This window comes from Nocardia yamanashiensis (genome assembly GCF_021183565.1).
GTDB lineage: Bacteria > Actinomycetota > Actinomycetes > Mycobacteriales > Mycobacteriaceae > Nocardia > Nocardia yamanashiensis.
Genome location: NZ_CP089226.1, coordinates 7,544,750 through 7,559,600 on the forward strand (window position 1 = coordinate 7,544,750; position 14,851 = coordinate 7,559,600).

At 69.1% G+C, this 14,851-nt stretch carries 12 protein-coding genes; 5 read left to right on the top strand and 7 right to left on the bottom strand.

The window, feature by feature from the left end; genetic code table 11:
• Positions 1 to 104 precede the first annotated feature (104 nt).
• Both LTV02_RS34715 and LTV02_RS34720 read left to right on the top strand, forming a co-directional pair.
• Positions 105 to 2,168: an ATP-binding protein gene (locus tag LTV02_RS34715; protein ID WP_408639308.1), complete on the top strand. Its 2,064-nt coding sequence runs from the start codon at positions 105 to 107 to the stop codon at positions 2,166 to 2,168.
• Positions 2,150 to 2,830, top strand: coding sequence for a response regulator (locus LTV02_RS34720; RefSeq protein WP_233035804.1), 681 nt, complete (start codon positions 2,150 to 2,152; stop codon positions 2,828 to 2,830). Before LTV02_RS34715 ends, LTV02_RS34720 begins: the two co-directional genes overlap by 19 nt.
• A 5-nt stretch (positions 2,831 to 2,835) precedes the next feature.
• Here LTV02_RS34720 and LTV02_RS34725 read toward each other — a convergent pair whose 3' ends face one another.
• Positions 2,836 to 3,759 (bottom strand): LysR family transcriptional regulator, encoded by a 924-nt coding sequence (locus tag LTV02_RS34725; RefSeq protein WP_233035805.1) that lies wholly within the window; start codon positions 3,757 to 3,759, stop codon positions 2,836 to 2,838.
• Between the two features lie 103 nt (positions 3,760 to 3,862).
• Between LTV02_RS34725 and LTV02_RS34730 the strand changes: the two genes are divergently transcribed.
• Positions 3,863 to 5,296 (top strand): MFS transporter, encoded by a 1,434-nt coding sequence (locus tag LTV02_RS34730; RefSeq protein ID WP_233035806.1) that lies wholly within the window; start codon positions 3,863 to 3,865, stop codon positions 5,294 to 5,296.
• 56 nt (positions 5,297 to 5,352) lie between these two features.
• On the opposite strand, the gene LTV02_RS34735 is transcribed toward LTV02_RS34730, so the two are convergent.
• Positions 5,353 to 6,486, bottom strand: a complete 1,134-nt coding sequence (locus LTV02_RS34735) for an alpha/beta hydrolase family protein (RefSeq protein WP_233035807.1) — start codon at positions 6,484 to 6,486, stop codon at positions 5,353 to 5,355.
• A gap of 152 nt (positions 6,487 to 6,638) precedes the next feature.
• Between LTV02_RS34735 and LTV02_RS34740 the strand changes: the two genes are divergently transcribed.
• Entirely contained in the window at positions 6,639 to 7,037 is a 399-nt protein-coding gene (locus tag LTV02_RS34740; RefSeq protein ID WP_067717252.1) for a VOC family protein, read from the top strand.
• A 6-nt stretch (positions 7,038 to 7,043) separates the two neighbouring features.
• On the opposite strand, the gene LTV02_RS34745 is transcribed toward LTV02_RS34740, so the two are convergent.
• On the bottom strand, positions 7,044 to 7,661 hold the full coding sequence (locus tag LTV02_RS34745) for a class I SAM-dependent methyltransferase (protein WP_233035808.1): 618 nt from the start codon (positions 7,659 to 7,661) through the stop codon (positions 7,044 to 7,046).
• Between the two features lie 147 nt (positions 7,662 to 7,808).
• Here LTV02_RS34745 and LTV02_RS34750 point away from each other — a divergent pair, with 147 nt between their 5' ends.
• On the top strand, positions 7,809 to 9,062 hold the full coding sequence (locus LTV02_RS34750) for a serine hydrolase domain-containing protein (RefSeq protein WP_233035809.1): 1,254 nt from the start codon (positions 7,809 to 7,811) through the stop codon (positions 9,060 to 9,062).
• Positions 9,063 to 9,118: 56 nt separating this feature from the next.
• Here the strand turns inward: LTV02_RS34750 and acs are convergent, their stop codons facing one another.
• The 4 genes from acs to LTV02_RS34770 all read right to left on the bottom strand — a co-directional run bounded on the left by acs (position 9,119) and on the right by LTV02_RS34770 (position 14,850).
• Positions 9,119 to 11,068 (bottom strand): acetate--CoA ligase, encoded by a 1,950-nt coding sequence (acs, locus tag LTV02_RS34755; RefSeq protein WP_233035810.1) that lies wholly within the window; start codon positions 11,066 to 11,068, stop codon positions 9,119 to 9,121.
• Positions 11,069 to 11,115: 47 nt separating this feature from the next.
• Positions 11,116 to 12,741, bottom strand: a complete 1,626-nt coding sequence (locus LTV02_RS34760) for a solute symporter family protein (RefSeq protein WP_408639439.1) — start codon at positions 12,739 to 12,741, stop codon at positions 11,116 to 11,118.
• A 5-nt stretch (positions 12,742 to 12,746) separates the two neighbouring features.
• On the bottom strand, positions 12,747 to 13,100 hold the full coding sequence (locus tag LTV02_RS34765; protein ID WP_067717243.1) for a DUF485 domain-containing protein: 354 nt from the start codon (positions 13,098 to 13,100) through the stop codon (positions 12,747 to 12,749).
• Positions 13,101 to 13,320: 220 nt separating this feature from the next.
• Positions 13,321 to 14,850 (bottom strand): sodium/solute symporter, encoded by a 1,530-nt coding sequence (locus tag LTV02_RS34770; protein ID WP_233035812.1) that lies wholly within the window; start codon positions 14,848 to 14,850, stop codon positions 13,321 to 13,323.
• Position 14,851: the final 1 nt, after the last annotated feature.

The following is a 14,851-nucleotide window of genomic DNA, read 5'->3' on the forward strand; positions in this document are numbered from 1 at the left end:
AAGTGCCCTGGGTCACACGGCCCGGGATTGTGCGCACAACCCGCGCAAGCGGCAATAGCGGCATTGTGCGCATTGTGCTCACGACGGTGTGCTTTGATGGCCGGGTGAGCGTGTTCGGCCGCCGCGCGTTTCCCGTGCGGTTGCGGACACAGATCGTTCTGCTGCAGGTGGTACTCGTCGCGTTGACCCTCGGCATAGCGTTCGGGGTGTTCGCCTACGTCAGTGACCAGCGCCTGTCCGGCGAATACGGGCAACGCGCGCTGGCCGTCGCGCGCACCGTCGCCTCGGATCCCGAGGTGCGTTCCGAGGTCTCCCGCTACTCCGACGCAAACCTGAAATCCGGCCCGGCTCTCACCGCCGAACTGTCCTCGGGTGAGCTGCAGCAACTGGCGGTGGCCGCCGGCCAGCGCACCGCCGCCCTCTTCGTCGTCATCACCGACGACGCCGGCATCCGCCTCGCCCACCCCGACCCCGCCCGTCTGGGTGAACGCGTCAGCACCGACCCCTCCCGCGCCCTGGCCGGCTCCGAAGTGGTGATCCGCGAACGCGGCACCCTCGGCGAATCCGTCCGCGCGAAGGTTCCGGTCCTGCGCCCCAACGGCGAATCCGTCGTAGGCGAGGTAAGCGTCGGCATCTCCACCGAAGCGGTCCGCGACCAACTCCTCCGCGACCTCCGCCGCGCCGGCCTCCTCGTCGGCCTCGCCCTCCTCGCAGGCGTAGCCGGCTCCCTCCTGCTGGCCCGCCGCTGGCACGGCCTCACCCTCGGCCTCGAACCCCAAGACCTGGCCGAACTGGTCCGCGAACAAGACGCCGTCCTGCACGGCATCGGCGAAGGCGTAGTAGCCGTCGACCCCCACTGGCGAGTCACCGTCGTCAACGACGAAGCCCGCCGCCTGCTCGGCCTGGACACCGCAGCCGCCACAACCGGCGATTCCGTCCGCGCGCAAGACGGCAGCGCCAGCGATCGAGATCGATCAGCGGGTCTGGCGACAGCGCCCTCCGCTTCGTCGGGCCACGGGCCAGGGGACGTTGCCATCGCGCCCGCCGAGCCGGGTCGCAGTGCGGGGGAAGCAGATGCGGCGGCCGAGACCTTCGGCACCGGCGGCGCGGCGGCCGAAGCGGTTCTGGCGGCCGACATCTCGCGTGCGGCGCGGGCGCTCTCCGGCCGCGCGATCGACGACATCGGGCTCACTCCCCGGGTGCTGCAAGTCTTCCGGGCGGCGGACGGGGTGCCGGTGCAAGCCGCCGTCGGTGATCGCATCGTGGTGATCACCGCTCGTCTGGTGCGGCGCGACGGCCGGGAGCTGGGGGCGGTGCTCTCCGTCCGGGACCGCACCGACGTCGAATCGCTCACCCGACAGCTCGATGCCGTCCGCTCGATGAGCACGGTCTTGCGCGCGCAGCGTCACGAGTTCGCCAACCGCCTGCACCTGCTCAACGGACTCCTGCACGACGACCGCGCATCCGAAGCCGCCCAATACATTTCGGAACTCCTCGGCTCCGGCCCGCTCGGCGCGGCACTGCCCGGCATGGACGCGGTCCACGACCCGTACCTGCAAGCCTTCCTCGCCGCCAAGGCCGCCCATGCCCGGGAAAGCGGCGTCACACTGCGCCTCGGACCCAACACTTGGGTGGACGCCAGTCTCGTTCTCCCCGTGGATGTCACCACCGTGCTGGGCAACCTGCTCGACAACGCGATCGAAGCCGCTCGCGTCGGCGAACCTCCACGCGAGGTGGAAGTCGAGCTGTTGCGGGAGGATTCGACGCTGCACCTCGCGGTGGTCGACAGCGGGCGGGGTATCGCGCCCGGCCTGACCGAAGCGGTCTTCACCGAAGGCGTCTCGACCCGCCCCGACACCGGCCTGCCCGGTGGCCGTGGGGTCGGCTTGGCGCTCGCGCGTCAGATCGCCCGTGCTCTGGGCGGCGACGTCCGCCTCGCGCACCCGGGCGGCCGGCGACCCGACGGGCGAGATTCGGAGGCGGTCGGACCCGGCGGTGATTTGGCTGCAGCACAAGGAATTCCGCTGTCGTCGCGGGACGCCGGGATGGTCGCTGCCGGCGTTTTTCCGGTCGATGCGCCGGTCGCGCCGCTGGCCGGGGCCGAGTTCATCGCGCGACTGCCGGGGGTATTGGTGGAAGGAGAATCGGCGTGGGCCGAACGGATTTGACGGTGCTGGTGGTCGATGATGACTTCCGGGTGGCGAATCTGCATGCCGGAATCGTCACGGCGCTGCCGGGTTTCACGGTCGGGGGCACCGCGAATTCGCTGGCTGCGGCGCGGGAGGCGCTCGGTGGTGCGACGGTGGATCTGGCGTTGGTCGACGTGTATCTGCCGGACGGGTCCGGGATCGATCTGGTGCGTGAGATGCGTTGCGACGCCATGATGCTCACCGCGGCGACCGAGGCCGAGACGGTGCGCGCGGCGTTGTCGGCGGGCGCGCTGGGGTATCTGGTGAAGCCGTTCGACCATGCCACGCTCGCGGCTCGGCTGGCGGGGTATGCGCGCTATCGGCGGATTCTGTCCGCGTCCGAGGTCACCGCCCGCGATGTCGATCACGCGCTCGAAGCGTTGCGGCCCGGGAGTGGCGGTGGGTCGGCGGCTGGCGTCGCTGCCGTGGCCTCGCCAACCAAAACGCTGGTGCTGGAAGCGATTCGGGCCGCGACAACCTCGTTGTCGGCCGCGGAGGTGGCTGCCGCGACCGGCATGTCACGCGCCACCGCACAGCGTCATCTGGCGGCTCTGGTCGGGTCCGGCGAATTGCGGATGCAGTTGCGCTACGGCAGCACCGGGCGTCCCGAGCAGGAGTACTCGCTGCCGCGCCGGTCCTGAGCGGTTCACGGGGTGGTGGACATGACGGCACGGACGGTGTCGCGGAGCCAGATGTGGGCGGGGTCGGCGTCCTGGCGCGGGTGCCAGGCCATGGCGAAGGGGAGGGGTGCGAGGTCGAAGGGGAGGGGAAAGGTCACCAGGCCGAACCGCTCGGCTACCGGGCTGAGGCGGTGGGGAAAGTGGCCGACGAGGTCGCTGCCGTGCAGGAGGAACAGGGATGAGGTGAAGGTGCTGGTGGTGGCGGCCACGGTGCGGCGCAGGCCTTGCTTCTCCAGTTCGGTGTCGATGGGGCTGTGTGAGCGGCCGCGCCGGGAGACGATCAGATGCCTTGCGCGGGCGAAGGTTTCCGGGGTGACGGGGGCTTCGAGGAGCGGGTGATCGGGGCGGGCCAGTCCGACCATGTGGTCGTCGAAGAGCGGTTCGGTGAGGATTTCCGGGGCGCGGGTGTCGATGATGCCGACTTCGAGGTCGGCCTCGCCATCGCGCAGGACGGGCAGGTCGATGTGGCTTTCCTGGAGGAAGCCCAGGCGGAGACCGGGCGCTTCGGCCGCGGCGCGCGCGAGCAGGGCGGGACCGTAGGCGGCGGCGATCACATCGGGCATGAGCAGGGTCATACCGCGCACCAGGCTGCGCAGATCGGTCGAAGTCGCCGCGGCGAACAGGGCTTGAACACGTTCGACCAGGTCGCGAACCTCGGCTTCGATGGCGAGCGCGTGCGGGGTCGGGACCATCACGCGGCCCGCGCGCACCAGCACCGGATCGCCCAGCGCCTTCCGGATCCGGCCGAGAGCGCGACTGACGGCCGGTTCGGACAGGTGCAGGCGGTCGGCCGCTCCGGTCACGCTGCGTTCGGAGAGCAGGGCGTCGAGGGCGACCAGCAGATTCAAGTCCAGATTGCGTGGGTGCCCGGTGGATTGCGTCTGATGCATCTATTACTTTCCTGTATTGCATTTGAGTAATCAATGCAGGCAGCATACCGTCGAAGACGTCGCGACACCGATAACCACCATGACGCTCTCGTCAGGAGTTTCCGTGTCATCCCATTCCTCCGACGCCGTGCTGGACACGGCGTCCATCCCTGTCGAACCCGCACCGCCGCAACGGATTCCGCGTGCGGTCGTGCTCACGCTGTGCGCTTGCGTGGCGCTGGCGCAGAGCATGGTGGCCTCGGTCAATCTGGCCATCCCGCTGCTCACCAGCTCCGCGCTGCATCCCGGCGGCGAACAGCTGCTGTGGACCGTGGACGCCTACGTCATCGTGTTCGCCGGGCTGCTCATCCCGGCCGGTGCGCTCGGTGACCGGTACGGGCGCAAAGGCGCGCTGCTGACCGGCCTGGCGCTGTTCGCGGCCGGTTCGCTGCTCAGCGCGGCCGCGCCGCACATGGCGCTGCTCATCGCGGGCCGGGCGGTGTCCGGTGCGGGGGCGGCGTTCATCATGCCCGCCACCATGTCCATCCTGGTCGGCCTGGCCCCGGATGCGATGGCTCGCGCCAAGGCGCTCGCGGCCTGGACGCTCGCGGTCGGTCTGGGCGGCACGCTGGGCAATATCGGCGGCGGGCTGTTGCAGCAGTATCTGTCCTGGAGAGCGCTGTTCTGGGTCGTGGTGCCGCTGGCCGCACTGCTGGCGCTCACCGTCCTCCGGGTGGTGCCGCGTACGCCGCGTCGTGCGGCGGCCCCCGATCCGTTCGGCGCGCTCCTGCTCACCCTCGGCGCGACGGCGATTCTGTACGGCATCATCGAAGGTCCCGGCCGGGGCTGGGACGCACCGGAAGTGCTCGCGGGCTTCGCGCTCGGCGCGGTGCTGCTGGTGGTGCTCGTCGCCTACCTGCTGCGGGCCGCGCATCCGCTCGTCGATCCGCGCGTATTCCGTTCGCGCCCTTTGCGAATCGCCCTGCTGGGCACCGCAGCCAGCTTCTTCGGCATGTTCGCGCTGTTCTACGTGAACGCCCAGTACCTGCAATACGCCAAGGGCTACTCGCCGGCGCTCACCGGTCTGGGCATCACACCGGCCGCTCTCGGCATGATGGTCATGCCCCGCTACGCCGTCCGCATCCAAATGCGTTACGGGCCGCGGCTTCCCGCCGCCGGTGGTTTGGCGCTCATCGCCCTGGGCCTGCTGGCGATGGCCACCGCCACACCGGGCACCCCGTACCCGCTCTACGCCCTGTACCTGATCGTGCTCTCCTCGGGCATGGGGTTGTGCGCGCCCGTGCTGACCACCGGCGTGATCGCCGGCCTGCCCGCCGAACAGGCCGGAATGGGCGCCGGATTGAACACCGCCGCACGGGAATTCGGCGCCGCGCTGGGCGTCGCGGTGGTCGGCACCGCGCTCGAGGGCCGTGCGCACGCGGTCGCCGATCCGGCTGCCTTCGCCGACGCCATGGGCACCGGCCTGGCCCTGGTCGGCTCGGTGGTGCTGCTGGCCGCGGCCACGGTGGCCCTGGGCTATCGCACCGCGCGAGCGTGAGAACGGCTCGTCAGCAGTGGTTTTCGGGAGTATTCAGCCCGACCGGCGGCCCCCGATCAGTGTCCCGCCGGGAACCGCTGCTGCAACCACCCGGTCACATACCCCAGCACCTGCGGATCGATGGTGGTCTCGATCTTCGCGTACTCGTCGGGCAGCCCGGTGTCGGCGGGTTGCATCAAATGGTTCAGCCCGTCGAACACCACCACGGTCGCGTCCGGATCCGTGCTCAGCAGTGCCCGCGCCGGACCTTCGTTCTGTTTGGCCGGCACCTGCAAATCCTTGCCGCCGTAGAAAGCCAGCACCGGAATTCGCATGGCGGACAACGCCGGAGCCGGATCGTAGGTGAACAGCCCAGCCATGTACTGCGTCACGGAGGCGTCGATCTCCGCGCTGGTCGCGCGTTCCTCGGCGGGCAGCGAATCATTGTGCTGGTAGGCGAAGTCCCGGGCGGCCGCCATATCCCCGATCCGGAAGATATTGGCCAGCCCCGACAGGAACCCGATCTGCGAGCTGAGCTGCTCGGAACTCGCGCCCTTGGCCCGCAGGATCAGGTCGTTCTGTTCCAGCACCACTTCGGAACCGGTCACCGACGGCCCCGCCATCAGGATCGCGAATGCCACCCCGCTGTCGGGCCTCGACGCGTACAGCGGCGCGAGATAACCGCCCTCGCTGTGCCCCAGCAATCCGATTCGCGCCCGGTCGATTTCGGCCCGCCCGCGCAGGAAGCTCACGCCCGCCCCCACATCGTCGGCGAGCTCCTGATAGGTGGAGGTGTCGAGATTCCCGCCGGTCCCGCCCACCCCGCGATCGTCGGTGCGCAGCACCGCGAACCCGGCCCGGGTGAGCGTATCGGCGAGCAGCAGGAACGGCTGATGGCCAAGGAGGCTCTCGTTGCGATCCTGCGCCCCGCTACCGGTGATCAGCACCACCGCCGGGAACGGCCCGGTCCCGTTCGGCTCGGTCAGCGTGCCCGCGACGGTGATCTCTCCACTGCGATAGCCGACCTCCTCGGACCGGTACGGCCACGGCGGCTTCGGTTCCTGCGGCCGGGCCCCGGCGGCTTGCGCCGGCGCGGGTCGCTCGGCGCTGGTCACGGGCGGCGGAGCCGTCGTCGGCGTCTCGGAATCGGAACATCCCGAGGCGACCAGGGCGACGAGCAGGGCGGGCACTAACGACCGCGGCAGGCGCACGATCTCCAGCCTACGCGCGCCCTGTGACTCCAGTCACAGGACGGTTGGCGGATCCGGCGGCGATTCGCTAACTTCGAACGAGTGGCGGTGCTCCTGTCGGCCGACTTGTACCGGTCCAGGGTCGGGATCGCCACGGACACAGGAGAAATCCGATAACTATTCAGTTCAACCACACCATCGTCGGCTGCAACGACCACCGGGAATCCGCCCAATTCTGGGGCGACATACTCGGATTGGAGGTGGGGGAGCAGTGGGGTCCGTTCATTCCGGTCAAAGTCGCGAATGACGTCACCTTCGATTTCGCGAACGTTCCCCCCGATCTTCCCGGCGGTATCCAGCCGCAGCACTACGCCTTCCTGGTTTCCGAAGCCGAATTCGATTCCGGCTACGCGAAAATCGTCGAACGCGGGCTCACCTACTGGGCGGACCCGCGCGGACAGGCGGAAGGCCAGATCAACCACAATGACGGCGGCCGCGGCATCTACTTCCGCGATCCCGCCGGTCACTACCTGGAGATGATCACCGTCCCGTACGGCGGCTGGCCGCAATAGCCGGCGTCAGGGCGTGACCGCCACGCCCAGGGTCAGCGCGCCATAGCTTTTCGGCGTGTGCGCTTCGTAGAAGACGTCGAGGTCGCGGATTTCGAAACCCGCGGCCTCGACCAGCCCGCGAATATCCCGATTCAGATGACAGCCGCCGGCGATGACCTTCTGAACCGGATTCAAACGGTTCTGCCAGGTCCGCACTTTCGCATCGGGCGCGCGCCCGTGCTCGACGAAATGAAAAGTCCCGCCGGGGGCCAGTACGCGCCGCACTTCGGCCAGCGCGGCCGCCACATCGGGAATGGTGCACAAGGTCCAGGTGGACAGCGCCGAATCGAAGGAATCGTCCGGGAACGGCAGCGACTGCCCGTCCAGCCCGGCGCGTTCCACCGGCACCGTGGCCGCGGTGACGCGTTCGGCCGCCATCTTCCAGCCCAGGTCGGCGGGTTCCACGGCGCTCACCGATTTCACGGCCGCCGGATAGAACGGCACATTGCGGCCGGAGCCGAAGCCGATCTCGACCACCCGCCCGTGCAGTCCCGCGCAGGTCCGCTCCCGGGTCGAATCCAGGAACTTGGATCCGCACGTCAGGTCGACCAGATGCGGCAGGAGCCGGTCTTCGTAGATGCCCACATACCCATAATGCCCCCGTTTCACACCGCCGTCGCCATAACGCTCGCGTCACCAGTCGGCAAACCGGAATAACCTCTCGGCCAACGGGAATAACTCTGGCGAGCGGGTCATTGCCCGCCGCGAGAAGGGACTCGTACCGTGGAACCCGTGAGCAATGACGCTTCCTCCCCGGGCCTATCGCACCTACCGGCCGGTGTCGGCGGTTACGCCGTCCCCGAATTAGGGCCGCTGGTACGGACTTTCGCACGACGCATGGGCGGTCGGCCCGGATCGGGGGGCGCCGTCACGGTGCGGCGGCACGGTGAAACCCTCGCCGAGATCTGGGTGGGTGAGCGTTCCGGCGGTAACGCGTGGACCGCGCACACCGGATCGATCGTCTTCTCCGCCACCAAAGGCGTGGCCGCCACGGTCATCCATCGCCTGGCCGACCGGGGGCTGATCGACTACGACGCGCCCGTCGCCGCCTACTGGCCGGAGTTCGCGGCGGGCGGTAAGCAGGCCATCACCGTGCGGCAGGTGCTGACGCATCGGGCCGGGCTGTCCGGGCTGCCGTCGATCGCCCGCGGCCTGGACGACGTGCTCGATCACCGGTTGATGGAGACACAGCTCGCCGCCGCGAAACCCGATCATCTGCTGGGCGTTCCGGCCTATCACGCGCTGACCTTCGGCTGGCTGCTGGCCGGGCTGGCGCGGGCGGTCACCGGGCGCGGCATGGCCGAACTGTTCCGCACCGAGGTGGCCGAACCGCTCGGCACCGACGGCATTCACCTGGGCCGCCCGCCCGCGAGTTCGGCGACCGTGGCCGCGAATCTGGACGGCAATCGGCTCGCCCCGGTCGGCAGCACCTACGCCTCGATGTTCCTGGGCCGCGCCTACGGCTTCCCGGCCGTGCTCGGCACCCTCGCCCGCTGCCTGTTCCTGCCCGGCCTCGAAGGTCTGGTGGACGGCGACGAACCGCCGGTGCTCGATACCGAGATGCCCGCCGGGAACGGCGTCTGCACCGCCTCCGGCCTGGCCACCCTCTACGGGGCGATCGCGAACGGCGGCATGCACGAGGGTCGCCGCTACCTCTCGCCCGGCACCATCAAGGCCATGCGCCGCATCGAGACCTACCAGCTCGATCACGCCCTCGGCTACGCGCCGATGATGTGGCACCTGGGCTATCACTCGCTGCCCATGCCGGGCGCGCGCGGCGGTTTCGGGCATGTCGGGCTCGGCGGTTCGCTGGGCTGGGCCGATCCGAATTCCGGCGTATCCATCGGTTTCGTGCACAACCGGCTCGGGATGGGCGCGCTGGTCAACGAGCAACTCGCGTCGGCATGGGTGCTGCCGCTGGCGGTCCGGGGCGCGCGTGCCGTGCGCCGTACCGCCGACCTCGTCCCGGTGCGTGAGGTAGCTTGACCGGAAGACGAAGGGCCCGGCCGGATTTCCCGGCCGGGCCCTTCGCCGCGGGTGGATCAGCGGCGGGCGATCGCTTCGAACACGGTGGGGTCCACCAGGGTCGAGGTGTCGCCCAGTTCGCGGCCTTCGGCCACATCGCGCAGCAGGCGGCGCATGATCTTGCCGGAGCGGGTCTTGGGCAGCTCCGGGACCACGTGGATATCGCGCGGCCGGGCGATGGGTGAGATCTCCCGGGAGACTTCGGCTTTCAGCTCCGCCACCAGCGCGGGACCGGTATCGGTGGCCTCGGCGGTCAGGATCACGAAGGCCACGATGCCCTGGCCGGTGGTGGCGTCGGAGGCGCCGACGACCGCTGCTTCGGCCACGCCGGAGTGCCCGACCAGTGCGGATTCGACCTCGGCGGTGGAGATGCGGTGGCCGGAGACATTCATGACGTCGTCGACGCGGCCCATCACCCAGAGGTCGCCGTCGGCATCGAGGCGGGCGCCGTCGCCCGCGAAATACCAACCGCTGGTGGCGAATCGATCCCAGTAGGTTTCCTGGAACCGCTGCATATCGCCCCAGATGCCGCGGGCCATGGCGGGCCAGGGCTGATCCAGGACCAGCAGGCCGTCGGCGTCCTTGTCGCCCAGGTCGTTCCCGTCCTCGTCCACGATCTTGGCGGAGATGCCGGGAAGCGGGGTCATGGCCGCGCCGGGTTTGGCGGCGGTGACGCCCGGGAGCGGGGAGATCATGATGGCGCCGGTTTCGGTCTGCCACCAGGTGTCCACGATGGGGGTTTTGTTGCCGCCGACGACTTCGCGGTACCAGCGCCAGGCTTCGGGGTTGATCGGTTCGCCCACGGAGCCGAGCAGGCGCAGGCTCGACAGGTTGTGGGATTCGGGGATTTCCCGGCCCCATTTCATGAACGTGCGAACCAGGGTGGGAGCGGTGTAATAGATGCTGACACCGTACTTTTCGATGATTTCCCAATGCCGGTGCTCGTTCGGGAAGTTCGGGGTGCCTTCGTAGACGACCTGGGTGACGCGGTTGGAGAGGGGTCCGTAGACGATGTAGGAGTGCCCGGTGACCCAGCCGATGTCGGCGGTGCACCAGTAGACGTCTTGTCCGGGTTTGTGGTCGAAGACGTAGTGGTGGGTGTAGGAGGCTTGGGTGAGGTAGCCGCCGGAGGTGTGCAGGATGCCTTTGGGTTTTCCGGTGGTGCCGGAGGTGTAGAGGATGAACAGCGGGTGCTCGGCGTCGAAGGCCTGCGCCTCGTGCTCGGGCGAAGCGAGAGAGACGGTTTCGTCCCACCACAGGTCGCGCCCTGCGGTCCACTCGGTCTCGATCCCCGTGCGCCGCACCACCAGCACGTGTTCGACGGTGGCGGCGGCGGCCGAATCGCCTTGCGCGGCAAGCGCTTCGTCCACCGCCGCCTTGAGCGGGGCCGCCGTGCCCCGCCGCCACTGGCCATCGGAGGTGATGACCAGCCGGGCCTGTGCGTCGTCCACCCGCTGCCGCAGCGCGCTCGCCGAGAACCCGGCGAACACCACCGAGTGCACCAGCCCGAGCCGCGCGCACGCCAGCATGGACACGACCGCCTCGGGAATCATCGGCATATAGATGGCCACCCGGTCCCCGGCCCGCAAACCGAGTCCGGTGAGAACGTTCGCCGCCCGGCACACTTCGGCCAGCAGGCCGGCGTAGGTGATATCGCGGGAATCCCCGGGCTCACCCTCCCAGTGGATCGCGACCTGATCCCCGTGCCCCGCCTCGACATGCCGATCCACGCAGTTGTAGGCCACATTCAGCTGCCCGTCCGCGAACCACTTCGCGACCGGCGCACCGGACCAGTCCAGCACCGAGGTGAACGGCCGGTGCCAGTGCAAGCGCCCGGCCTGCTCCGCCCAGAACGCGTCCCGGTCGGCGGCCGCCCGGTCGTACAGGGCGGCGCCGGTATTCGCCTGCGCCGCGAAGCCGGCACTCGGCGGGTAGGCGGCGAGACGGTCGTGCACGATGCTGGTCACTGCGTAATCTCCTGTCGAATAGTCATGCGGGGCACGGGGATTGCCGATCAGTGCGCGATGGCCTGCTCGGCGCCGACGCCGGTGAGGGAACGGACTTCCATCTCCGAAGCCTTGGCCGGATCCTCCTTGCCGCGACCGGCGAAGGTGCCGGCGATGCCGAGCACGAAGGCCAGCGGGATGGACACGATGCCCGGGTTGGACAGCGGGAACCAGTCGAAGTCCATGCTCGGCAGCATGGCCGTCTTGGAACCGGACACGGCGGGGGAGAAGACGATCAGCACGATGGTGGAGATCAGGCCGCCGTACATGCTCCACAGCGCGCCGGTGGTGTTGAAGCGCTTCCAGAACAGCGAGTACAGGATGGTCGGCAGGTTCGCCGAGGCCGCCACCGCGAAGGCGAGGGCCACCAGGAAGGCGATGTTCTGGCCATTGGCGAGAATGCCCAGCCCGATCGCCATGATGCCGACCACCACGGCGGTGATCCGGGAGACCTTCACCTGTTCGGCGTCGGAAACCTTGCCGCGCTTGATGACTCCGGCATAGATGTCGTGCGCGAAGGACGCCGACGCGGTGATGGTCAGACCGGCCACCACCGCCAGGATGGTCGCGAACGCCACCGCCGAGATGATGCCCAGCAGCACCACGCCGCCCAGTTCGAACGCCAGCAGCGGGGCCGCCGCGTTCTGCCCGCCGGCCGCGGCCAGGATCTTGTCCGGGCCCACGATGGCCGCCGCGCCGTAGCCGAGCACCAGGGTGAACAGGTAGAACGCGCCGATCAGGCCGATCGCCCACACCACCGAACGGCGCGCTTCCTTGGCGGTCGGGACCGTGTAGAAGCGCATCAGCACGTGCGGCAGACCGGCGGTGCCGAGCACCAGCGCCAGGCCCAGCGAGACGAAGTTCAGCTTCGAGGTGCCGCTGCCGCCGTATTGCGCGCCGGGCGCGAGGACGTCACGCTTGGCGACCGCCTTGGTGGCCGATTCGGACACATGCTGCTGTGCCGAACCGAGGATCTCGGAGAAGTTGAACCCGAACTTGCCGAGCACCAGCACGGTCATGAACGCCGCGCCGGCGATGAGCAGCACGGCCTTGATGATCTGCACCCAGGTGGTGCCCTTCATGCCGCCGATCAGCACGTACGCGATCATGAGCACGCCGACCACGGCGATCACCACGGACTGGCCGGTGCGGCTCTTGATATCCAGCAGCAGCGCCACCAGGCCGCCGGCGCCGGCCATCTGCGCCAGCAGATAGAACAGCGACACCGCGAGGGTGGTGAGGGCGGCCGCGGTGCGCACCGGGCCCTGCTTCAAACGGAAGCTGAGCACATCGGCCATGGTGAATTTGCCGGTGTTCCTGAGCATTTCGGCCACCAGCAGCAGCGCTACCAGCCAGGCCACCAGGAAGCCGATGGAGTACAGGAAGCCGTCGTAGCCGTAGACGGCGATGGCGCCGGCGATGCCGAGAAAGCTTGCGGCGGAAAGGTAATCGCCCGCGATGGCGATGCCGTTCTGCGGGCCGGAGAACCCGCGCCCGCCGGTGAAGAAGTCGGCCGCGCTGGCATTGTTGCGGCTGGCCTTGATCACCACCACCATGGTGACGGCGACGAACAGCGCGAAGATCGCGATATTGGCGGCCGGATTGCCGACGGTCGCGGCGGCGGCATAGGTCACGGTGCTCACGCCCGGCCCTCCATCTCATTGCGAATGGCCGCGGCGCGCGGATCCAGCTCCCGGTTGGCGAACCGCACGTACAGGCCGGTGATCAGGAACGTCGACACGAACTGCCCGAGTCCCAGCACCAGGCCGACATTGATGTTCCCGACGACCTTGGTCGCCATGAAGTCGTGGGCGTACGCGCCGAGCAGCACGTACACCAGGTACCAGGTGAGGAACAGCGCCGTCATCGGGAAGACGTACCGGCGCAGCCGATTCCGCAGCTCCTGAAACTCGGGGCTGGCCTGCACCGCGGCGAATTCCGCCGCCGTGGGCGTGTGCGGCGGGGTGGATCCGCCGACCTCTGTCGTACTCATCGAACGTCCTAGCGTGTGACGTGGCTTACTTGCCGCAGACCGTATCCAGCCGACCGTGACCGGACCATGATGTGGGCTGGGTCACTCGCCGAACGCCCGCGGTCGTGCGCCGAACGGTCGATCCCGCGCGACGAACGGTTACGCCCTTGGTCATCGCGGCGTGCTTCTGCCGGGATTCGCACGCCCACCGCATGGAAAATGCCGGAAGGAACAGGGGCGGTCAGCGGGCGCGCTGACCCGGTTCGCGATCCGCGCCCAGTCCGAGCCGCTCGGGGGCGTGTAGGCGCACGAAGATTCGCGCGACCTCCGGCACCGTCTGGCCGCGCGTCATCCGGCTCACGGCGATCATGACGGTGAAGGCGAGTGGAACACTTACCGCCGCTGGATAACTCAGCACCGCTTCCAGCCAACCCCCGGCCAGCCGCTCGGATACGCCTCCGGTCACGGACACCACGGTCGCTCCGCCGGAGACCAGTCCGCCCGCGACCAGCCCGGCCGCCGCCCCCGCGGCCGTGAGCCGCCGCCACCAGATGCCCAGCACCAGCAGCGGGCACAGCGTCGAAGCCGCTACCGCGAACGCCAGCCCGACCGTCCGCGACAGGTCCAGGGAGGCCACGGTGAGCGAAAGTCCCAGCGGGACCGCCCCGGAGACCAGCGCGGCCAGCCGGAAGTCGCGAATCCGGCCCGGCAGCATATCCGTTCCGATCACGCCCGCGAGGCTCACCAGCAGGCCCGAGGAGGTGGACAGGAAGGCCGCGATCGCGCCCGCCGCGACCAGCGCGCCCAGCAGTTCACCGGGCAGTCCGTCGAGTACCGAGCCGGGGAGCAGCAGCACGGCCGCGTCGGAGGCGTCGCCGAGTTGCCGGGCCGGTACGTACAGGCGCGCGAAAACGCCCAGCAGGATCGGGAACAGATAGAACAATCCGACCAACCCGATCACCGTCGATGCGGTCGTCCGCGCGGCCCGGCCGTCCGGGTTGGTGTAGAACCGCACCAGCACGTGCGGCAATCCCATGGTCCCGAGGAATGTCGCCACCATCAGCGAATACACCTGGAACAGCGGATGCGCCCCGCCCAATCCGCCGCCGGGCGCGAGCCATTCGGCCGGCAGCGGCTCGGGCGCGTGTGCCCCGCGCAGGAAGTGCGCCGCCAGCACCAGCGCGGGAATCGCGATGGCGGTCAGTTTCAGCCAGTACTGGAACGCCTGCACGAAGGTGATGGACCGCATCCCGCCGCCCGCCACCGTCCCGATCACGATGGCCCCCACCGCGATCGCGCCCACCCAGTCCGGTACCCCCAGCAGAATCCGCAAGGTCAGCCCCGCGCCCTGGAACTGCGGAATCAGGTACACCCCGCACACCAGCACCACCACCAGCGCCGCGAGCCGTCGCAAACGCACCGAGCCCAGCCGGAATTCGGCGAAGTCCGGCACGGTGTACGCCCCCGACCGCCGCAGCGGGGCCGCCACGAACAGCAGCAGTCCGAGGTATCCGGCGGTGAACCCCACCGGGTACCACAGCGCGTCCGCACCGTATTTCGCGATCAGTCCGGCGACGCCGAGAAAGCTTGCCGCCGAGAGATATTCACCCGAGATTGCCGCCGCATTCCACCGCGCCCCGACACTGCGCGATGCCACCAGGAAATCGGAAGTGGTGCGCGCCAGCCGAACCCCGTACGCCCCGATCCCCACCGTCGCGACCGCCGCCAGCAGCAGCGCCGCCCAGGTGAACCCCGATGCCCGCGAATCCACT